The organism is Vescimonas fastidiosa (assembly GCF_018326305.1).
Classification (GTDB): Bacteria; Bacillota; Clostridia; order Oscillospirales; family Oscillospiraceae; genus Vescimonas; species Vescimonas fastidiosa.
On record NZ_AP023416.1, the window covers coordinates 18,398 to 40,443 of the forward strand.

11 protein-coding genes and 2 pseudogenes are annotated in these 22,046 nt (G+C 56.8%); 6 read left to right on the top strand and 7 right to left on the bottom strand.

Annotation, left to right across the window (positions count from 1 at the left end; genetic code table 11):
- Positions 1-72: 72 nt before the first annotated feature.
- On the bottom strand, positions 73-2,496 hold the full coding sequence (locus KI236_RS07255) for a cadherin-like beta sandwich domain-containing protein (RefSeq protein ID WP_212820711.1): 2,424 nt from the start codon (positions 2,494-2,496) through the stop codon (positions 73-75).
- A gap of 797 nt (positions 2,497-3,293) precedes the next feature.
- Between KI236_RS07255 and KI236_RS12395 the strand changes: the two are divergent.
- Positions 3,294-3,446 (top strand): annotated as a pseudogene (locus tag KI236_RS12395) (tyrosine-type recombinase/integrase); the annotation flags it as partial.
- Between the two features lie 66 nt (positions 3,447-3,512).
- On the opposite strand, the gene KI236_RS07265 reads toward KI236_RS12395, so the two are convergent.
- The 5 genes from KI236_RS07265 to KI236_RS07285 form a co-directional block, all read right to left on the bottom strand.
- Positions 3,513-4,622 carry an SLC13 family permease gene (locus KI236_RS07265; RefSeq protein ID WP_228738119.1) on the bottom strand — a complete coding sequence of 370 codons (1,110 nt, stop codon included), beginning with the start codon at positions 4,620-4,622 and terminating at the stop codon, positions 3,513-3,515.
- 336 nt (positions 4,623-4,958) lie between these two features.
- A complete protein-coding gene (locus KI236_RS07270) occupies positions 4,959-5,210 on the bottom strand; it encodes a hypothetical protein (protein ID WP_212820713.1) in 252 nt (83 codons plus the stop codon).
- A 128-nt stretch (positions 5,211-5,338) separates the two neighbouring features.
- Positions 5,339-6,349 carry a PDDEXK nuclease domain-containing protein gene (locus tag KI236_RS07275; RefSeq protein WP_212821958.1) on the bottom strand — a complete coding sequence of 337 codons (1,011 nt, stop codon included), beginning with the start codon at positions 6,347-6,349 and terminating at the stop codon, positions 5,339-5,341.
- A gap of 242 nt (positions 6,350-6,591) precedes the next feature.
- Positions 6,592-9,885, bottom strand: coding sequence for a prenyltransferase/squalene oxidase repeat-containing protein (locus KI236_RS07280; RefSeq protein WP_212820715.1), 3,294 nt, complete (start codon positions 9,883-9,885; stop codon positions 6,592-6,594).
- Entirely contained in the window at positions 9,872-11,314 is a 1,443-nt protein-coding gene (locus KI236_RS07285; RefSeq protein WP_212820717.1) for a cadherin-like beta sandwich domain-containing protein, read from the bottom strand. The genes KI236_RS07280 and KI236_RS07285 overlap by 14 nt, the downstream gene beginning before the upstream one ends.
- A gap of 702 nt (positions 11,315-12,016) precedes the next feature.
- On the opposite strand from KI236_RS07285, the pseudogene KI236_RS07290 reads away from it, so the two are divergent.
- Positions 12,017-12,845, top strand: a pseudogene (locus KI236_RS07290) (tyrosine-type recombinase/integrase); the annotation flags it as partial.
- Positions 12,846-13,096: 251 nt separating this feature from the next.
- On the opposite strand, the gene KI236_RS07295 reads toward KI236_RS07290, so the two are convergent.
- Positions 13,097-19,699, bottom strand: coding sequence for a DUF4430 domain-containing protein (locus tag KI236_RS07295; protein WP_212820719.1), 6,603 nt, complete (start codon positions 19,697-19,699; stop codon positions 13,097-13,099).
- Between the two features lie 806 nt (positions 19,700-20,505).
- Here KI236_RS07295 and KI236_RS07300 point away from each other — a divergent pair.
- The 4 genes from KI236_RS07300 (at position 20,506) to KI236_RS07315 (ending at position 21,997) form a co-directional block, all read left to right on the top strand.
- Positions 20,506-20,895, top strand: coding sequence for a sigma-70 family RNA polymerase sigma factor (locus tag KI236_RS07300; protein ID WP_212820721.1), 390 nt, complete (start codon positions 20,506-20,508; stop codon positions 20,893-20,895).
- Positions 20,896-21,012: 117 nt separating this feature from the next.
- Positions 21,013-21,357 carry a hypothetical protein gene (locus KI236_RS07305; RefSeq protein WP_212820724.1) on the top strand — a complete coding sequence of 115 codons (345 nt, stop codon included), beginning with the start codon at positions 21,013-21,015 and terminating at the stop codon, positions 21,355-21,357.
- On the top strand, positions 21,354-21,569 hold the full coding sequence (locus tag KI236_RS07310; protein ID WP_212820726.1) for an AlpA family phage regulatory protein: 216 nt from the start codon (positions 21,354-21,356) through the stop codon (positions 21,567-21,569). The genes KI236_RS07305 and KI236_RS07310 overlap by 4 nt, the downstream gene beginning before the upstream one ends.
- Positions 21,566-21,997, top strand: a complete 432-nt coding sequence (locus KI236_RS07315; protein WP_228738121.1) for a helix-turn-helix domain-containing protein — start codon at positions 21,566-21,568, stop codon at positions 21,995-21,997. Before KI236_RS07310 ends, KI236_RS07315 begins: the two co-directional genes overlap by 4 nt.
- Positions 21,998-22,046: the final 49 nt, after the last annotated feature.

Below are 22,046 nucleotides of genomic sequence, written 5' to 3' on the forward strand. Positions count from 1 at the left end.
CGGGGCCTCTTGTCATGCAAGAGGCCCCGGGGGTGCTGTTTTATTTTGCCGCTTAGGTTTTTTCTTTTTGGCTTACGCCTCCCGCTCCTTGCGCTTCAGGACGAAGGCAGCGGCCAAGGCCGTCACGGGCAGGGCGATGACCCAAACCAGCACGCCGGTGTCGCCGGTGGCGGGGGTATTGCCGGGGGTACCTGCGCTGTTATCATCGGGCAGGAGGCTCTCGTTGGTGCTGCGGCAGAGCTTCACAGCGTCCTTGCCCAGAGGATCGTCGGTGCGGTTGTGGTTCTTAAACTCCACGCCCGTAATGCCGGGCAGAGCCTTGGAGGTATCGAAGTAGATGGCGCCGCTGGCTGTTTCATGGGACGCACAGTTGGTGTCCACATACTGCACAGAGCCAATGCCGCGCACCGCGCTGCACTGAGCGGAATAATAGTTCCCCTCCACGATGGTATACTTGTTCAGGGATGTCATGTTACCAATGATACCGCCCACATGGTCTCCCGAAGCGGTGAGCTTACCGTCAAAGGAATTTTTGAAGATCTCGCCAATGCCGTTGTCCCAGCACTGGACCGCGCTCTCATTGCCGAGGATACCGCCTACATAGTCCTTCCCCGTGACGGTGCCGCCGCTCTTGCAATTTTTAATAACTACGCACATAGTGTTGGGGGCAGACGGCGCTGAATAGCCGGAGCCAACAATGCCGCCTACATAATCGCCAGAGGCAACCACTTTCCCGTAAAAGGCGCAGTCGAGCACATTGAAAAAGCCCATACTCTGGCCCTTGTACCCAATGATACCGCCCACACGGTTGACGCCGTAGACCTCGGCGTAGCTGACACAGTCTTTGAAGGTGCCGCTGACCATTCCGGCAAAGGAGCCTACATGGCTTCCCTCAGCGGAGGTGCCGTCTGCGTTACATCCGATCTTGACGCCTTTCTCCACTACGCAGTCGGTCATATTGACCGTATTTCCGCCGGAGGCAAAGCCGCCGATGAAGCCGCCGTTTTTGATAATGGAACCGGACAGGAGCGTCACGCGGCTGATATTGATGGTGTCGGGCGCACCCGGTGCGTAGCTTCCGCCGGTACCATCGGAATATCTGCCATCCTCGCCGTAGTCAACGGTATACTGGTCTACCAGCGCATACCCATCCATATAGGGCGCATAGATTTTGAAGCTACTGACGCTGGCCTCCCGGACATAGTTAAATAAAGGCTTTGACCCAGCAGCAAAGGTGAGGATCTTGCCGCCGCCGTCAATGTTCCCGGAAAACGGAAGCATATTGATGCCGTTCTCTGCAGAGGATACCCCGTCTTTCAGACAGCCGATAGGTTCCCAATCTGCCGAGAAAATCACATCCTGCGTAATTTTGAAATAGCTTCCCTTAAACGAGTTGCCGTAGCTGACTTCCCGACGCAGGCGCGCAAAGTCCTCTTCGGATTGCAGGAGATACGGGTCTTCGCTTGTTCCCGTGCCGCTCAGGCCGCAGGAAACAGTGATCTTCTGCGTTGTTTTAGCTCCCTTGTAGGCAACCTCGATCTCCTTGATGACCGAGGTGAGAGGCCCGGTGGGGCTGCATGTCAGCGCATCACTCCCGATGATCTTTTCGGAACTGTCGGTAAAATATGCCTTGACCGTCATGCCGGTGGCGTCAAACATATCCCCGGAATTATATGCGGTCTTTACCGGGAGCGTCACGATCTCTATGCGCTCGACCTCCGGCTCCTGCGTCAGGGTCAGCGTATATTTTGTGCTTTGAGCCGCTCCCCCGCTGACCTCCACCACAACGCTGGCTGTTTTCTGCGCGTTCCACTCCGGCTTAACAGAGGTATCGCCGTTTTCCCACTTCGTGCCGTTGACCGTGACCTGGGCGGATTGGGGAACGGACGCTGCGGGCGTGATTTGCAGCGTGGCGTCCTTGTCCATGTGCAAGGAATAGTCGTAAGTACCGCTCTTAAAAGCCGGAGTCAGCTCCAGGGCATTGGAGTTTTGGTCCGTTACCGCCAGGCTCTTCAGCGTAGCGCAGCGCACAACGGTTATCTCATACGCGGTCACATCGCCCACATTGATTTGCAGGGTGTTGCCAACAAAGTCGTTGGCGGCGAACAGTCTGCCCAGGGGCTGGCCGTTGGCCTTACCGGAAGTCAATGTTATTTTCATGGCATTACTCACACCGACAGGAGTATAGTTCGCGGTGATTTTCCCGCTTGCGCCATCCGCCAAGGTGGCCCACGCAGCAAACCCGTTCAGTCCGTTCACGGTATCAGGCACGACAACTGTGTAGGCTTTTCTCCCCGGCTCAAACTGCGGCTCCAAGGGAAACTCTGCCGCTGTGGCCATCATGCCGTTGCGGAAAACAAGCTGTGAAAGCTGCTTATCAGCCGGCACTTCCTGTGCCGCACCGAGAGAAGCCGGAGCCTCCGCCACCGCGCTCACAGGCAGCAGCGAAACCGCCAGCACCAGCGCCAGCAGCAGAGAAATGATTCTTTTTTTCATCTCTTTTTCCTTTCATTTGTTTACTATATTTGTGAACGCCCGGGGGCGCTTGCACACGAGGAAATATTAGCCTCCCTTGCCTAAAGGGGGGGACAGGGGACGCGGATGTCCCTGTTGCGGTGCCCAAAATTTCTGCGCTGCCTCACGGCGGACACTTGAAATTTTGACCGCGGCCACTCGCTCACCTCGCTTCTTCTGCCACTGGCAGCGCTCGGTTTGCTCCCCACGGGCGCGGTGCGCCCTCGCAATGACATATTTTTTACATGGGGTGCGCTTTAGCGGGCCGATGTGGGCATCGGCCCCTACGCAGGGAGGCTTTTTATGTCTTCTGGAAAGCGGGGCGGAGGGGTCTGCCGTCCTCCCCCGCCCCGGCGGCTTGAAATGGCTATCATGCTTTCTATAGAAAGCATGAGGCAGTACTGCCTCGACAAAAAATCACCCAGCCGCCAAAAGCAGCCGGGTGAAGCGTTCGTATAACAGCTTTGGCCCCGGTACTGGCAGCGGCCCGGGAGCAGCGTATTGCGTATCTGGCTTAGCCGAATAAATCGGCATCACAGTGACCGTCTCGCGGGGCCTCTCACCCCATTCCGCCGCCGGGATAAACCCGGCTCACGCTGCCCCGTTATTTGTTTTTTTTATTATACTACGCAATGCACAATATTTCAACAGAAAAAATATAGGCTGCTCTGTGTAATGCCACTATAATTAAACACATTCTAACGAAATAAAAAGCCGAAATTAGAACGCTTTAGCCCCGTCAGCAAGCAGTACGTCAAGAACCCCAATGGGGAGTTGACACTCTCGCGCCCCAAAACGGAGACATCGGTCAGAGCAGTATGCTGGGGCACTACGATGCGGGGTTCACTCTCCGCACCTACACCCACGCCACCCGTCAAAAGCAGGACGAGGCCGCACAGACTATGGGCAGCTTCATGGCACAGGTGATGTGAGCTGATCAAACTGCACCACAATAACAAACTATAGCTCCTGCCCATGGGGCAGGAGCTCTAATTTACTCATTTCACCGCATCCAGAGTGTCATGGCTACCAACAGGACGCCTAGAAAACCGAAGCTGATGGCGGAGAACAGCACCATGAACCGCCCCGTCTGCCCCTTGACGTGCTTTGTGTATTCCCGGAAAGTGATCAGGCTGGCCAGTGACGCCACCAGCGTCCCCCGCGCCGCCGATATTCACGCCCACCAGCAGTCCTCGATAGTCGTCGGTGAACCGGCTCAGCAGGATGGCTGCCGGTACGTTGCTGATGACCTGACTGGTCAGTGCCGCCACCGGCATGGCCCCGTGGGTGAGCAGCTTCCGGAACAGCTCACGCACCGGCTCAATCCGCGCCATGTTGCCCGAAAAGGTGAAAAACGCCGCAAACGTCACCAGCAGTCCCCAGTCCACGCCCAGCAGCGCACGGCGATCCAGCACCAGCAGAGCCATCACGATAACGAGCAGTCCCAGCCAGTAGGGGATTCCCCGCAGCACCATAGCCACCGCCACGCAGAACAGTACGCCGTATACCGCAGTACGACGCTTGTCCGGCAGTGTCTCCTGCCGGAGGGCAGTCAGCCCTTCACGGGGCAGAAACAGACAGCACAGCAGGATCAGCGCCGTGGACAGCAGGAACGGCGGCAGCATAATGGACAGGAATTCCCCGTTAGGGATGTTGTAGTGGTTGAACAGATACAGGTTCTGGGGATTGCCGAAGGGCGTCAGCATACCGCCCAGGTTGGCGGCGCAGTTCTGCAGAATGAATGTCAGCGCCGTCCATTTCGTCTGGCCGGTGCGCTCCAGCACAAACCAGTTGAGGGGCAGGAACGTCAGCAGTGCTGTGTCGTTGGTCAGCAACATGGAGCCCACCAGCGTGATACCTACCAGCGCCGTCACCGCGCCGCGGGTGGTGTGGAACACCTGCACCAGCCTCTGCGCCAGCAGCGGAAACAGTCCCACGCGGCGCAGCGCACCCACCACTGCCAGCACGCACAGCAGGCAGGATAGCGTTTTCACATCGTAGTAGCCAAGATAGGCCGCGTCAGGCGGCACGAACACCGCCGTCACCGCCGCGGCCAGCACCGCAATCACCGGCATGGCGTTGGCCTTACACCATCGTAACAGCTTCATAAATACCTCGCACAGCCTCGTAAGAGGCAGAAAGAATCAACGGCAGGTACTGTAGCATATCCTGCCGCAAAATACAAGAACGCGGCGAAACAAAGAAAAGGCCTTTCAGAATAACGGCTTTTCCGTCCGCTCATCTTTTGCCCTTTCCGCGCATTTCCCCGTGTGGGTCACGGTGTGGGTCAACTTTTGGCGGGGCGAAAATCGTTCCATTTTGCGCTGCTGTAGACAATAAAAGGGCACCTTGCTAAAAGTATAGAGCCACCGGGCGGAGAAAAGCTCTCCCGCCCGACGGCTTTTTATTTTCGCAGTCGTTTTCCGTATGGGTCAAAATGTGGGTCAAGCGGAAAATGCGGGCCGGATATTTTGAGGGATTCCGGATTTTTCCTCCTGTTGCTTTGCCCAAGTGACACGGGTCACTTCCTCCACAAAATAGCGCTCTTTCTTGGTCGCCGTATAATAGCGGATGCCAAATTGCTGGCAAATATCAAATAGCAGCTCCGTATAAGCCATGCTGTCTTCGGAGGGCAGCGAAAAATACCCTCCCGCCCGCTCGGCCAGCTCATCAATTTTCTTGCGCTCGGGTGACATATTCAAGCATCCTCCTCTTCCAGATATTTTGAAAACAGCTTCCACGCATCTTCATCAGCCAGCATGAAGTGCTTCAGCACAAATGCTGCCACAAGTGATTCCCGCGGAATATATCCCGGCTCATAGCATCACTCTTTCTCACCCTTGATCCGCTTTTGAATATCCTCCACAGACGGCAACTGCCTCTCCAGTTCCTCCGGCAGGCTGCTGGTAATCTGGTAGGCGCTGACGCCGATGGGTTTGCTCATGTCCTTGAGCGAATACTCTGCTACGAGGTCATTCTTGCTCTTGCAAAGCAGCAGACCAATAGAGGGATTGTCCTGCTCTTTCTTTAGGATGCCGTCCACCGCCGAGAGGTAGAAGTTCAGCTGTCCTGCGTATTCCGGCTTGAACTCGCCGGTTTTCAGCTCAATTACTACATAGGAGCGAAGATTGAGGTTGTAAAACAGCAGATCGATGTAAAAATCATCGCCGCCCACATTTAAGTGGTACTGATTGCCAAGGAAGGCAAAGCCCGTCCCCAACTCCAGCAGGAGCTTCGTCACATCCTTGACCAGCGCCTGTTCAATGTCACGCTCCACCATGTCCGCTTTGAACGGGATGAAGTCAAATATGTAGGGATCTTTCATGGTCTGCGTAGCAAGCTCACTCTGCGGAGAGGGCAAGCGGTTTCCAAAGTTGGATACCTTCTCTGCCAGCACCTGCCGCTGATACAGGCCGCTTTCAATCTGATGAACCAGCACATTGCGCGACCAGCCGTTCTCGGCACTTCTCTCTGCATACCACAGGCGTTCCTCGGGACTGGAAAGCTTGTCCAGCAGCACAACATTGTGTCCCCACGGAATTTGTGCAACAGGCTGTTGCACAAATTCGTCGTTAGGATACGCCGCTGCAAATTTCGCCATATATTTCAAGTTTCTCACGGAGTAGCCGGTGGCGTCCGGAAAGGAAAGCTTGATGTCGGCGGCAAGGTTTTCCACGAATTTGCTGCCCCAGGTCTTGTGGGCGTTGATGACATCGCCGATGGAGTGATACAGCACCAACAATTCCCGATTGACGCTGACCGCCGCGCGATACTGCGCTGTGCGGATCTCCTGCTTGACCGCCTCGACGATATGCAGATATTCATTGGAATTCATCAGCATGGTATTTCTCCTCCCGTCACATACGATCTCAGCCAAGTGCTCTTTCCCAGTATACCAGATATTCTGTCTCCCGTCGAGAGGAGAAATGCTCCTCTCTCCTGTACTTGCTCAAAATATTCTTCCCCTCCAACACATTATTTTTTACAACTGCATGTGCAAAAAAGCCCTGGGGCTCCCTGCATAACAAGGAGTCCCAGAGCTTTTTTCATTATACTGCGGAGGTTTTCACTTTTGCCTTACTCCTCCCGCTTTTTGCGCTTGAGGACGAAGGCTGCGGCCAAGGCCGTCACGGGCAGGGCGATGACCCAAACCAGCACGCCGGTATCGCCGGTAGCGGGGGTATTGCTGCCGCCGGTCTGAACGGTCACATCGGTCATGTCATAGAGCCGGGTCTGGGCGTTTGCGAAGCGGTAGTAGGCCGCCAGGGCGTAGTAGCCCTGCTCGGTGGCCATGCCGTTCCGCTCGCCGCCAGCGGTGTGCCGGAAGCCGCCGCCGGTGACATAGAACCCGGCCAGAGCGTCCAGTACGGTGTTGCCGTTCTTCACGAAGCGGCTGTCCGCGGTGGGGTCGATGCCCAGGGCTGTAAGGGCCACGATGACCTGGGCGCAGGACTCGCTATTGATGGTGCCCCAGCTGCCAAAGCCGCCGTCATTACGCTGCAGGGCGGAAAGGGCCTCCAGAGCCTTATCCACAGCAGCCTTCACGGTCTCGTTGGTCTTGTAGTAAGGTGCCAGGGCCTGGATGGCCATAGCGGTCATATCGGTGTCGGCGTTCTCAGCGCTGAGATCCCAACCACCGTCGGTGAGCTGGGCATCCAGGATCACCTGAATCAGCTTCTCCCGGGTCACATCACCGGAGGTCGGATAGTTGTGGCTGTCCAGAGCGATGAGCGCCCAGATGGGGCCGTTGATGCCCTGGGTCTGGATATAGTCCATGCTGTCCAGCCCCTTCAGCAGGTTGTGGCCGCCCACATTGGTGACATCCTTGCCGATAGAGGTCAGGGCCAGGATCACCCGGGCGTTGTCGGTGACTTTGGCCGGGTGCAGACGCTCGTTCTTGTCAGCCTTGGCCTTGACATAGTCGACCACATTGTCATAGTACCCGGCGGGCACGGTGCGGCCGCTGCGGGCCAGGCCGATGACCATCCACTCGCCGCCGATGGAGTTCACGGTGGGTGTGCCGAGCTTGCTCATGAAGTCGCCGGTGGTCTTATAGATGGTGTCCAGGTTTGCCATGAGGTCCGCGTGCTTGAGCCGGTTGAGCTTGATAATCGCGGCGTTCAGAGCGTCCACCTTGTCAGCGTCCACCAGGGCCTTGTCCTCGTCGGAAAGGGCATCGTAGGCGGACTTGGCGGCGGTGATGGCGGCCTCGCTGTCCAGGGTGACATCGGTGCCGATGGCGTCAATAAGGTCCTCCACGGTCTCGATGTCGCCCTTCAAAACGGTGATAGTCAGGTCGCTGATCTCCCGCTCATAGAAGAATCCATATTTATCCAGGTAGTCCTTTTCGCCGTACCGATAGGTGGCATCCAGATACCCGCCGTACACCTTATAGGTACCTGCCGGTGTCGTTTTGGGCACGGTGAAGGTGATGCTCTTGAGGGCCACCTCGGGGCCTACGGGGGTAGTGCCCTCGCCCTCCCAGGAGTCCGTTCCCCGGGACCACTTGGAGAAAATTCCGGACAGGCCGGGAATGGTAGTGGCATATTTCGTTATCACATACATCAAATACAGCTCTTTGTTCAACTGCTCAATAGGCAGAGAGGGCACGGAAATGGTGAGCTTATCCCCGGCCTTGACCTGGCCGCCGTTCTCGGCCACGGTTTCATACTTAGGCTCCAGCTTGTAATTGGGATTTTCCGCTACCTGGAGCACAACATCGCCGAATCTTCCGTAGCCAAAGCTGGTGGAGCTTGCAATACCGCCGGTGTTGCCCTGATCGCCCTCGCTGCCGGGGGCAGAGCCGTAACCTCGGAACTGCGTAATGCCGTTTGTCAGTCTTACTTCCCCGGATTCAGTCAGCACAGCCTTGACCCTGGTATAGTCGGACACTTTCATCCACTGCATGTCCTTCCATTCCACAATTATGCTGTCGTCAGCATAAGCCTGGCTCTGCAAGTACATATCCGTTTGGAAAGTGACCTTCCCGCCCATATTGTAAATGCGGAGGATTTTATGAATGGGGATGGGTTTGCCAATGATCCAAACGCCCGCCGTATCGCCGGTGCGCAGGGGCTCACCGGGCCGGGAATTATTTTCAAAGACATAGCGGGTGACCTTACCCTTGAGGGAGTATACCTGGGTGACAGTGTGGCCCTGGTAGTCGGCGGTGACCTCGATGCCATTGTAGCCGTCCTTGAGGAGGATGGTCACATTGCCGCTTTCGTCGGGGGTGTAGTCGGTCTTGACGGGGGTGCCGTCTTTGTTGTACTGGAGGTAATTATAGACGCTGACCTTGGGATTCTTGCCGTTCACCTTGAAGGTAAAGGGCGCGCCCTGGGTGCCGTAGTCATAGGTCCAGTTGTCGTATTTGCTGGTGTTGCTCAGAGAAGTGAAGTTTGTCAGGTTCTTATTCAAATCCTGGATAGCCGTCTCCTCGGGGCTATTGACATGGACGGGAATTTCCGGAATCTGGCCATAGAATTTGCCCGCCTTATCCGTAAAGGTGACGGTGAAGGTGGTGGTGCCCGCCTTCTTAGGCACCAGGTAATACTTCATAGCGGGTACGGTGCCAAATCCACTCAATCCCTTATCCTCATAGACACCTTCCACTTCCTTGATCTCGAAGATACTGTCGTCCTTGATGTCGAACTTCAGTATGCCGGGCAGCGTATAGGGCAGACCCTTTTCGGTTGAGTAAGCCGGATACAAAGAGGTTGGGCGATTCGTCCAAATCTCCCGGAATACGGCGGGGTAATAGGTATCCTCGTGGCCCAGGTCCAGGTTGAAGTGGTTGGCTGTCATCATAAAGTCATCCGGGTAAATGGTGGGCTTGCCGATGGAGCTGCCGTCCAAAATAGACTGCTTTGTAACCAGTTCAACAGCGTTGTCAAAAACGGTCTTTTCCTTCTTGTCCTCGATTTCTTTCCGCTGGGCATTGGTAAGCCGCAAATACTCTACCTCAGAATCTTTCACCGCGTCATAATATGTAGAATAGTTTTTATCGGTGATTTTCCCGGCGTAGGTATTCACCAGGTCGAGCCAAGCCTGTATGCCGTTCTCGTGGCGCTTTTTCAGCTCCTCCATCCGGGCCACGGAATCCAGCAATTTCTTCACAGTTTCCGCAGAGAGCCGGGCTTTCTCCTGGTCGGTGTAGCCCTGGTAAGCCCGGTAGTAGCTCTGCACGACCGTGTAGTGCTCCGAATATACCAGGCTGGAGGTATCGGGCAGCGCGTCAACAAAAGCCGTCAGCTCTTCGGGCGTCGTTTTCACCACGACTACCGTAATGGTGGTGTGAAGCTCGACATTCTGGTTTGGCGTGTTCGGCTTGCCAGTAGCAACGATGTCAATGACCGTTTTATCTCTGTCCAAACTGATAGGATTCGCTATAAATCTCTGTATCACCTGGGTCATAAATCTCTGGGGGGGGGACAACTTTTCTCCCATTTACAGACATATGCCCGCCATACTGTCTGGAGCCAGGGTTAAGGTCTATAATCTTTGTGATACCAAATTCCTTTATATTCGGGGAGACATAGATAATGTAGTTCCAGCACTCTTTGTCATAGCCGGTCTTTCCCGTGCGGTTGCCGTTTTCATCCGCCTGGAAAATCGTTCCCTCGGGATAGCCATAGTAAATATTGCTGGTATCGTACTGTGCAAGAGGGAAGCTAAACTTATACCAAAAATAGTCGCAGGTTTTATTCAGGGTCAGCTTATAATTCTCCGTGCGGCCCTGGGCGGTGACGGCGATGTAGAAATAGGCCGAGCCGCTGCCGGTAAACTGATTCGCCGGGGTGGAAGCCACGCCGTTTTCAAAGTTCGCCAGAACCTTGCCGTCGCTGCTCTTGAGCTGGGCGGTGGCCCCTGCGGGCAGGTTGGAGAGAGTCACGGTGAAGCCGCCGTCGTTATACTGCTTGAGATGGGTATAGTTTGCCAGCTTGCCGGTGAAGGCGGCGGTTTTCTCGTCAAAGGTCAGGGCCACTTCGGTACCGGGGGAGCTGTCCTGATGGATGGAGGTGAGGGATACATTGTCGCCGGAGAGGAGGGTGCCCGCCGCCTGGAGGGCGATGGTGTAGGCCTCCGGGGCGGCATCGCCGTCATTGCCCACCTTCAGGGTGATGACGGTGCCCACCTGGACGGGAATGGCATCCTTGCGGCCATACTCCGTGCCGCCCACATAGATGCGGACGCGATTCTGCTTGTTGCTGGCGGTGGGCGTCACCGTCAGGCTGTCCGTCCCGTCGGGCAGAATCATGGTATAGGCATGATTGTCGCTGGAAAACGCCGGGGTCAGCTCACCGGCGCTGAGGGCGATGGCCTTGAGGCTCTTGTCGCTGGTGTCGAAGGAGCCGCCGATGTCCGCGCCCAGATTGCAGGTGTGCTGCACAGCGATCTCGTCCCCGGCCTTCAGCTTGCCATTGGCCACGGTGTAGTTGGCGAAGCCCTCGCTGGTGAACCAGTCGTTGAGGGTACCCATCCAGCCGGAGCCCTTGGCGGCGGCCTTCTCCTCGATGCCGTTGATGTTGCTGATGTAGCCGGTGTCCGCGCCGGTCTGGGAATAGCCCTTGGCCGTCAGCGCGTCCACGATGCAGCTCATCATGGTGGAGTCAGCCTTGAGGGTGACCCATTCGTCCACCAGCGTCCCCTCCCAGGGCGCGCCGTCGGTCTTGGCCCAGGTGGTGTTTTCCACCGTCACATGGACCTGACCTGTGTGGTCGTCTGCCGCCAGCACGCTCACGGGAAGCAGCGACAGCGCCATGATAAGCGCCAGCAGCAGAGAAATGATTCTTTTTTTCATTTCTTTTTCCTTTCATTCTTTTTATTTATGTAAATGCCGAAGCAATCACACACAATTTTTTCTGTCCTCCGTAGGGGCGGGGTTCTACCCCGCCCGCGGGAGGGGCAGAGCCCCTCCCCTACTACGCATTTCCTGAACGCGTCGGTAGGGGCGGACGACCCTGTCCGCCCACGCCAGACCTCTTGAGAATTGTCATTGCGAGGGCGCACCGCGCCCGTGGCAATCCGTAATATCCCATATCCCACGCCCCCTGTTTCCCGTCCCCCGGGCCGCGTCCTCTACAGCACGGCCCGGGTCTCGGGAACATGAAAGGAACGACAAATAGCACAAAATTTTTCTGGAAAGCGGGACGGGAAAGGTCTGCCGTCCTCCCCCGCCCCAGCGGCTTGAATCTTTATCATGCTTTCCCTGGAAAGCATGAGGCACCATGGTGCCTGGCAGCAAAAAATCACCCGGCTGCCAAAAAGCAGCCGGGTGAAGCAAATTCTATACGACAGCTTCGGCCCCGGTACTGGCAGCGGCCCGGGAGCAGCGTATTGCGTTCCTGACTTAGCCGAATAAACCGGCATCACAGTGACCGTCTCGCGGGGATTTTCACCCCATTCCGCCGCCGGGATAAACCCGGCTCACGCTGTCCCGTTATATAGTTCATTTGCATTGTACCACAGAATTTTCTATATTTCAACACAAAAAACCGGGGCCGCCGCCATAGAGGCCACCAAGGGCGTCGATGTCAGCCGCGCCGACGAGTATACCGTCGCCACCTGGCTGCGGAGCTGGTACGACATCTACGCCAAGCCCAATGTGCGGGTGGCCACGGCGGACCGCTACCGCCTAATGATCGAGCAGTACGCCATTCCCCGCATCGGCAGCATCAAGCTCACGAAGCTGATGGAAAGTGGCCGCACCAACCGCAAAAGAGGCCACGGCAATCCGGGTCTCAGCACCACCGTCCGCAGCCTGCACCTGATGCTGCACAACGCGCTGAACCGTGCCGTGAAAGAGCGCTTGATCCTCCGCAACCCCACTGAGGACTGCATCGCGCCGAAAGTACAGAAATTCGAGATGCAGATCCTCCAGCCGGAACACATCAAAACTTACCTTGACACCGCAGAGAAACGGGGTCTGCTGCCCATGTTCTATCTGGAACTGGTCAGTGGACTGCGCAAGGGCGCGCTGACCCTCTCCCGCCCCAAACAGAGACATCGGTTCGCAATGTATCCATCCCGCAGGAAGCCGTTGACCTGCTGGTCGCCAAGCATAAGAAACACCCCGATAACCCTTACATGTTCCCCTCACCCATCACGGGAGATCTGAAGGATGCCGGGCTGCCGCACATACGCTTCCACGACCTCAGACACACCTCTTTGCTACGCTGGCTCTGCAAAACGGCGTAGATGTGAAAACCGTCAGCAGTATGTTGGGCCACTATGACGCAGGCTTCACCTTACGCACCTACACCCACGCCGCACGACAGAAACAAGATGAGGTTGCACAGACCATAGGTAGCTTCATGGCACAGGTGATGTAAAACATAAATAGTAAAAACGGAGCGGAGAGGATGCAAAATTTTCTCTCCGCTCCTCTTTCGCCCTTTCCGCACATTTCCGCGTGTGGGTCACGGTGTGGGTCAGCGCCGCAAAGCGCATCGGTGTGGGTCAACTTTTGGTGGAGCGAGAATCGTTCCATTTTGCGCTGCTGTAGACAATAAAAAACCAGGACCTCTTACACATAGCAAGAGGTCCCGGTTACTTATTTAATTTTGCGGTTTAGGATTTTGCCTTACCCCTCCCGCTTTTTCTTACCCAGCACGAGGGCTGCTGCAACCGCTGCCGTGGGCAGGGCGATGATCCACATTGTCACGCCTGCATCCCCGGTGGCGGGGGTGCCGTTGCTGCCGGTCTGAACGGTCACATCGCTCATGTCATAGAGCCGGGTCTGGGCGTTTGCGAAGCGGTAGTAGGCCGCCAGGGCGTAGTAGCCCTGCTCGGTGGCCATGCCGTCCAGGTCGCCGCCAGCGGTGTGGCGGAAGCCGCCGCCGTCCACAAAGAAGCCCGCCAGGGCATCCAGGGGCGTCTTTCCGTTCTTCACAAAGCGGCTGTCCACGGTGGGGTCGATGCCCAGGGCTGTAAGGGCCACGATGACCTGAGCGCAGGACTCGCTATTGATGGTGCCCCAGCTGCCAAAGCCGCCGTCATTACGCTGCAGGGCGGAAAGGGCCTCCAGAGCCTTATCCACAGCAGCCTTCACGGTCTCGTTGGTCTTGTAGTAAGGTGCCAGGGCCTGGATGGCCATAGCGGTCATATCGGTGTCGGCGTTCTCAGCGCTGAGATCCCAACCACCGTCGGTGAGCTGGGCATCCAGGATCACCTGAATCAGCTTCTCCCGGGTCACATCACCGGAGGTCGGATAGTTGTGGCTGTCCAGAGCGATGAGCGCCCAGATGGGGCCGTTGATGCCCTGGGTCTGGATATAGTCCATGCTGTCCAGCCCCTTCAGCAGGTTGTGGCCGCCCACATTGGTGACATCCTTGCCGATAGAGGTCAGGGCCAGGATCACCCGGGCGTTGTCGGTGACTTTGGCCGGGTGCAGACGCTCGTTCTTGTCAGCCTTGGCCTTGACATAGTCGACCACATTGTCATAGTACCCGGCGGGCACGGTGCGGCCGCTGCGGGCCAGGCCGATGACCATCCACTCGCCGCCGATGGAGTTCACGGTGGGGGTGCCCAGGGTGGCCATGAAGTTGCCGGTGGTCTTGTAGATGGTGCCGAGATTTGCCAGCAGAGCATCACGGCGCAGCTCAGCCAGCTTCTTCACAGCCGCCAGCAGTTTGTCCGCATTGCTCACCTGAGCCTTCTGCTCATCGCTGAGGGCATCGTAAGCAGCCTTGGCAGTGTCCACTGCATCAGCCTTCTCCAGGGTCACCTCGCCGATGGCGTCGATCTTCTCCTCCACATGCTTCACAGGGTCTTGGAGTATCCGCGCCATTTCAGCCAGCACATCTTCCATCTTTTGCCGTTCAGCCGGTGTCAGGCACGCCTTCTGTGCCTCTGTAAGAGAATTGAACATTACCTCTGCCGCAGCCACAGCGTCCTTATCCTTAATGGTCAGTCGGTTGGCTTCCGGCAGCTTCTCAAGGATGTCGGCCTTAAAGGCATCCACAGGTGTATACTCCGCAATAGCCTGTTCGCAGCGTTCCAGCTTCGCCAGGCCAGTCACCTTTTCCCTCTCCGCCTCAGTCAATGTCCGATAGGCTGCCCGGGCCGAAGCGACTGCATTCGCATATTTTTTGTAAGTGTCGTATGTGATGGAATCCGGCAATGCTGCAATCAGCTTATTCACCGAATCTGCATCTGCATTTTTACTTACAATATGCAGGGCGTACCATGTGCCGTCGCTATCCTGGGTATTGCCCTCCTGGTTGTTCATACTCAGCCAACCCTTAGCACCGCAGCCCACATAGACGGTGTCGCCAGCCTTCACCGGGAGGGTCTCGGTACTCTTGAAGAAGTTCACGCCCTCCGTTCTGTCCGTCACTTTCTCGTTGAGGAAGGTCTTGACCTGGAAGTTCTTGTTGGTCGCAGTGGGGGTCAGCTTAATGTTACCGTTGTTTCCGTCAATGACCAGCGTGTAGTCATACTGCGCGCCGGGTCTGCCGGACTTGAACGCCCGCTCAAGCTGTCCGCCCTCCACCAGCAGGGATTTGAGCGTGGTATCCGAATTGCTCCAGCTGCCACCCAAATCAGCACCGTAGCCGTTGAGGGTGAACATAACGCGGATCACATCGCCGTCGGCCAGCTTGCCGCTCTTTACGGTAAAGGCACCGAAGCCCTCATTGGTAAACCAGTCGTTCAGCGTACCCATCCAGCCGGAGGATGCACTGCCGTCAAATTCCTTCAGTCCATTGATGCTGGAGATATAGTTTCTCTCAAAGCCCTCGCCGGTGGCCTTTACGGTTTTCAGCGCCGCCTCCACGCAGGACATTATCGTGCTGTCCTCCGTCAGATTCACCCAGGTGTTTACCAGGGTGCCGTCCCAGGCAGCGCCGTCCTTCTTGGCATAGGTGGTATTCTCTACGATGACCTGTACCTTGCCGTAGCTGCCCGCCGCCTTGCGCATGGCCACCACAGCAGCCTGATATGCCTTTTCTACAGCAGCTTTGTCCTTAGCCGCAGATACGGTCGCAACACCCTGTTTGTAGGCGCTTTCCGCCTTGCTGCCCAAGGTATTGCGCAGCGTCTCCAGCCGCTGGAGAGCAAGCTGTCTAAGGCTCTCCAGGGACAGATCCCGGTCGGGCTCAGCAACCAGCTTATCGTAAGCAAGTGCAGCGTCCACCAGCGTCTGATAGTTTTTTACCAGTGCTTTCTGATCGTCCGTCAGTGCATCATAAGCCGCCTGGGCCGCATCAATGGCGTTCTTGCTGTCCTTGGTCGCAGTCCCAATGGCTTCGATTTTCTTGATAACGGCATCTGCCGCTGCATGGTCCTCCAGGAGCTTCTTGTAGGCTGCCTGGGCCTCCGTGAGAGCCTTGGCATTGCTCACCAGCGCCTTTTGGGCATCCGTCAGCGCATCGTAAGCCGCCTGGGCCGCGTCGATGGCGTTCTTGCTGTCCAGGGTCACGGCGCCGATGGCCGCGATCTTCTCGATAACAGCGTCAGCCGCCGCCTGGTCCTTTATGGCATGCAATGCCTCATAGAGGCCCTTGCCCACGGAATCGGTACGGTCCTTGAGCATTTCCATCAGTTCGTCAGCGGTCTTTCCCGTGCCGATAATAGGCTCGTCGCCGCTGCCATGTAGACACCCGGCCAGGAAGTAGTTTCCGCCGCCGTCCGCCTGCTTCTGCTTGTTGCTCGTGTTGGTAACGGCTCCGGATTTGCCCGCGCCCGTAACGGTGCCGACATTAAAGCAATCCTTCATTACGCCGCCCCTCGCAAGGAACATAGATGCTACGCTGGCAACGCCGCCTGCGCAGCCGGCCTCGTCCGTAGCTGTAATCGTGCCCGTATTGCCGCAGCCGGTAATGGCGGGCGCGTTCTTGGCCGCAGCCGCTTTACTCACCATTCCGTCGGCCATACCCACAACACCCGCAGCACTGGAAGCGGCGGTAACATCCGCCCGGTTCAGGCAGTTTACGATGGTGGTTTTTGTCTTGGCCTTGCCCACGATACCGGCGGCATCCTTGCCGGTGGTGATAACGCTGCCGGTCACGGTCAGGTCATGCACCTTGCCGTTGGTGTTCAGCAGGCCGATAAGGCCCTGGTCGTTCTTAGTGCTGCTGATGTAGAGGTTGCGAACGGTATGTCCGTTGCCGCTGAGTTCACCGGCAAAGCCCTTGGTGGTGTCACCGATGGGCGTCCACAAATATCCGGCCAGCTCAATGTCCCCGGTCAGCAGGCCCTTGATGTTGTTCTTCGTGCCGCCGTTCACCGTCTGGGCAAACCACGCCAGCTCCGCGCCGGTACCGATTTGGTATACGCCGCGCTCGTCCTTTGCGGGTTCCTTTGTCTCCTTGCCGTCCCAGGCACCCTCGCCCGCCTTCGCAAGAGGCAGCGCAATGGTCAGCACGCCATCCTTCACCTGGTTCGCACTGGAGGTTTTCAAGGTAAAGGAGCCGGATGCGCAGATATAACCAGCCGTCCGGACATAGTAGTAATAAGTGTCATAGGGCAGGTCTTTGTAAATGCCATTCTCAGCGGTAAACTTCGTGCCGTCGTTGTTCGTCAGCGTCACCGCCGCCCCATCTATGGCATTGCCGTCTTGATCCTCTGCGCAAATGCGGACATCATAAGTCAGCTTCTGCACCGGGATGGAAATGTCCATCAAGTGGGCCATCAAAATGCGCAGGCTCAGGGCTGCAAAGTTGGTGGGCATACCCTGGTCGGTCATCTTATACATGAAGCCGAAGGGGTTGGAGGCGCTATACATATAGCCGGAAACATAGCCGCCGCTCAACACATAGTCCACCGAATCCGCGCCGTCTTCAAACTTAATGTCTTTGGGGATGGTAACTTTCATCACGGCGTTGTCCATCTCCATGTACTGTCCGACAGCTGTAGCCGCATCGAGCTCTTGGCCGTCGGGTGTGTTATAGGTCACATTTAAGGCCAGGGGATTGAACACGCCGGACGCCTTGTTGATGCCCCGGTACAGGCCGTCGAAGGTCACCCGAATCTTGGTGCCGGGCGTAAAGGGCTCGCCGGGGTTGGAGAGATTCTCTATTTTCACCGTGACCGCAGCCACCCGCACAAGGCGATAGCTTACGCCGGTGGAGTCGGTCATGCGGAGGATCACCGTGCCGCCTCTCCCGTTGCCCAGCGTGTTAAAGGCGGACAGAGGCACCATATACTTGCCGCTTTCATCGGCAGAGACCACCGTGTAGTCCGTCAACTTGGCTTGCAGATTTGTGTCGGCAGCCACAAAGGCATACTCCACCTGGGTGCTGCCGGTGCTGTCCACGGTAAAGTTCAGGGTGGGGGCCGCATCCTTGTCGTTATAGAACCAGGTATCAAAGCTGTAATCCCACTCATTGGGGCGGGCAGAGCTGGCCCCGGCCAGCGGATTGTAGCGTACCACAGCGTCTGCCGTGCCGTGCTTGGTGTCCGTACCGGCCACCACCGAAACAGACAGGCGCTCGGGGCTCGTGGCCGGGAACAGGCCGCCCATATTGCCATGATTCAGGGGGTCTACATCAATGCTGTCATAATAAGCGGCAAGGATCGTGTCCTGGGTGCCGGGCTTCACATCTACCCAGTTGCTGCCGGCATTGCCGCCGTTGAGGGCCTTGAAGGTGGCGTTGCCGGAGAGAATATTCCAGTGGAAGTCCGGCTCCACCATGATATTGGCGATATCGCTGTTAATAAGCTCCCAATAACGGTAGGCACGCAGGCGGGTCACGCCGTCCAGCACCTTGTATCCGCTGGGATCCAGGTTCACTTGGATGTCCGCCTCATCCCGGGCTTTCACTGTCGTACCCAGGCTGCCGCGGTCATGGGACAGTCTCTGTGTGTTGTCGGGATTGACGCCGTCCGCGAAGGACAGGCGGAAGGTATGCTCGTCATTGACAACATCCTTTTGGGTCAAGAAACCGGCGCGAGTCACATGAGTCGCGTCGCTGAGCCGCCAGGTATACATATCGTCTGCCTTATTCATTTCAAAGGTAGCAGACTTTGTCCCGTCGCCATTGTCCTTCCAGGCCACAGCGGGTTCTACGGCTGCGGTGTTGAAGTTGTTGCGCTGCATGTACAGGCCGAAGGTGGCATCCGAAGGCACCACATAGGTCACCCGTGCGGGGGCTTCCAGGGTAGTCAGCGTAGACTGGGCCTCCGTATTGGGGTCATACATGGCCGTGGGCGAAAGCTGGAAGCTAAGCCCCGGCACATTGGAGGACAGATAAATGCTGTATAGGCAGCCTCTGCCCACGGCATAGACCATGCAGGGATAATAGGTGTACCCGTCGTCCTTGTTGACATAGGGTGTGCCGATCTCTACCTCGCTCTTTGTGCTGGGAGAGGTCAGTTCCAGGTTGATGTCTTTAGCAGTAAATTTGCTTCCGTCCTCTTTCTTGTTATCCACGCCATAGGAGTGGCACAGGATGGGCACCGTCTGGCTGCCGCTGGAGCCAGAAACGTCCGAAGCGGCCATGGGGAACGACATAGCCATGCCGCCCAGGGCGATGTCGTAGGCCTTGGTCTCCTCATTGTAGCCAAAGGCGCGGTAAGCGTAGCGCCCGCTCGCCAAGCTGGTATAGAAGGTCTGATACCCATTGTCGGACACCTTACCCATGGCCGGGTCATACGCCGTTTCGCCCTCCGGGAGTGTGGAGGTGAAGTTGCTGTAAAGGAAGCAGTTTTTCAGTTCCTCCCCCAGCACTTCCTTGCCGTTCTCGTCCTCTTTGACTTGATACAGCTTTAGGATCGGGTAATTGCCGTTGTAGTCCTTGCTTATGGTAAAGGTATAGTTAAAGGTCGGATTATCCCGCACATGGAGCGTCAGCGTCCATGTGTCCTCGGAGAAATTCACGCCATCTGTTGTGGCCCGGACCCGGTACATATAGTCGCCCGCCTTTGTCTCCAGCAGGACGCAGTCCGTTACGCCATCGTGGTAATTGTCGGTAAAATTGCGAAGCTCGCTCCAGGTCTTTCCTCCGTCAGCAGAGCGCTGATAGTAGTAGCTCTCTCTGAACGCGATCGGGAAGATCTTCGCCATTTGCAGGTCGCTTAGAACGAAGCTCATTCCGGTCTGCACCGTGGCCTCAGCCGTGGGCGATACGCCTGCTTTAAGTTTCGGGAGTTTTGTGCTGTCAGCTGCCCATGCCGTGGCCGTGGTCCCCAGCAGGGAGAAAACCATCACCAACGCCATGAGTAATGACATTGCTCTTTTTTTCATTCTTTTGATTCCTTCTTTCTCGTTTTTATTATAAACGCCGTACACGGCGATTGATTTCAGAATCTGCAAGAGAGGTGTGCATCGTTCCGACCTCCATAACCCCTAATATCTATTATCCACATCCCCCCTGTTTCCCGTCCCCCGGGTCGCGTCCTCTACAGCACGGCCCGGGTCTCGGGAAAAAGAAAGGAACGACAAATAGCGCAAAAATTTTTCTGGAAAGCGGGACGGGAAAGGTCTGCCGTCCTCCCCCGCCCCGGCGGCTTGAATCTTTATCATGCTTTAAGCTTAAAGCATGAGGCGGTATTGCCTCCACAAAAAATCACCCGGCCGCCATAGGCAGCCGGGTGAAGCAAATTCTATACGACAGCTTCGGCTCCGGAGATGGCGGTGCCCGGGAGCAGCGCCTTGCGTATCTGACTTAGCCGAATAAACCGGCATCACAGTGACCGTCTCGCGGGGCCTCTCACCCCATTCCGCCGCCGGGATAAACCCGGCTCACGCTGTCCCGTTATTCAGTTTAAGTGCATTATAGCACAGGATATGACATATTGCAATGGAGAAAACCTCCGTCATTCGCCCCGACTTGACATCTCCCGGTGCATATCTTATATTGTTCTTAGGCGAAAGCCTAATCTCGCAGCCTTCCGGTGAGGTCCACACCCCGGTGTGGTCTCAGGCATTCATGGGCCCCGTAGGGCATTCTGACCCCCTGTACGAAGGCAGTCCCATGGAGGCCGACAGTTTTTGGCGCTGTACCGGCAGCGCGGGTGTGCGCCCTTCCGTTGAAAGCGGAAAGGACACAAATGAACGACTCAGTCGTTATCATCTACAACGGTGCGCAAGTATCGGTGCCAAAGGAGGTCGCAGACTTCCTGGAGCAGGATCGGAAGCGGGAACAGGCGCAGGAAAAGCAGGACGCAAGGCACCTGAGTAAAAGTGCGTTTGAAACGGTGCTGTCCGGCTGGGATGGTGTCAAGCGGCCCGTGGAGGATGCGGCGCTTAGGAACCTCCGGCTTGAAAATCTGCGCAGAGCCATTGCGGGGCTGGATGTGCAGGGTCAAAACCTGCTCTCTCTCCGTTACGGCGAGGAGCTGACCATGGAGGAGATCGGCCAGATCTACGGCATCTCCAAAATGGCGGCATCAAAGCGACTGAAAAAGCTGTACCAAAAGTTAGAGGATTCTGTCTTATGACAGGGTCCTCTGACTTTTTTGGTTTACAAATCCGCTCTAAGTGTCCTATAAGGTGAGGGACTATGGCTGGTGGCCGCAGCCGAAAGTGTCCCATCTTACAGACAAGGAGTGATCTCTATGGACCCATTCACCCAGAGCCGGGAGCTTCTGTACTTCCTGGCCGCGCACACCGGGCAGGAAGCCGTTCGCTACATTCGGGAAGAAATGCGGCAGGCTGCCCCGGGCCGCATCCCCACTGCATGGGAGCTGCGCAGCTATTTTCAGTTCCCGGACCGTCCAACGGCCCTGACGGCATGGCAGCAAATCCTCGCCGTGGACAAGCTGCTGGAGTATGCGGAAATCAACCTCCGCACCCTGTGCGACCTGCTCCGCTATCGGCAGCTCAAGGGATTCGGCGTCGTCCATTCCGTGGATGAATTCACCGCGCTGTGCCATCCCCATGCAAAGGAGAGTGAAGAATGAAGCGATCTCATTACACAAACTATGACCAACTACCCCTGTTTCTCAATGCAGAACTGGTGTCCAAGACGCTGGGCATTGCACCCTCCAGCGCCTATGAGCTGATGCACGAAAAGAACTTCCCCACTCTGCGCATCGGCAGCCGCATGGTGGTGCCGAAAGACAAATTTATCGAGTGGGTGGTGCAGCATACGAAAGGCGGTGGCAGCGAGTGAGCAAAGCCAGGCCGCCTATGGGCTGGGAGCGGGCGAAGAATTGTTTCCCCGTGCCCAACGAGCTGCTGCAACTCAATCTGCCTGCCGGTGCTGTCGCCGTGTACATTTACCTACTGTGCCACGCCGACCGTCGAACGAATCGGTGCCATCCCAGCGAAGCGACTATGGCAAAAGTCCTGCATCTCTCCCGCAATACCGTAGCCAAGCATGTGCGCCTGCTGGAGGAATACGGGCTCATCATCACGGAGCGGACGCAGGTACAGATGAAAAATGGTATTAGGAAAAACGGAAACCTGCGGTATACCATCGTCCCTATGTACGATGTCTTGGAGCAGCGTTACCAGCGGCAAATGGCCGAGCTGGAGCGTCAGCAAGTGCAGCAGAAGCTGGCGGCACAGGTCGCAGAAGCCCCGTGTTCGCCCCTGTGAGCCGCTGTGCGGCCTCCTTCGGGGTGGGGCAGCGTCCCTGCCCTGGAGA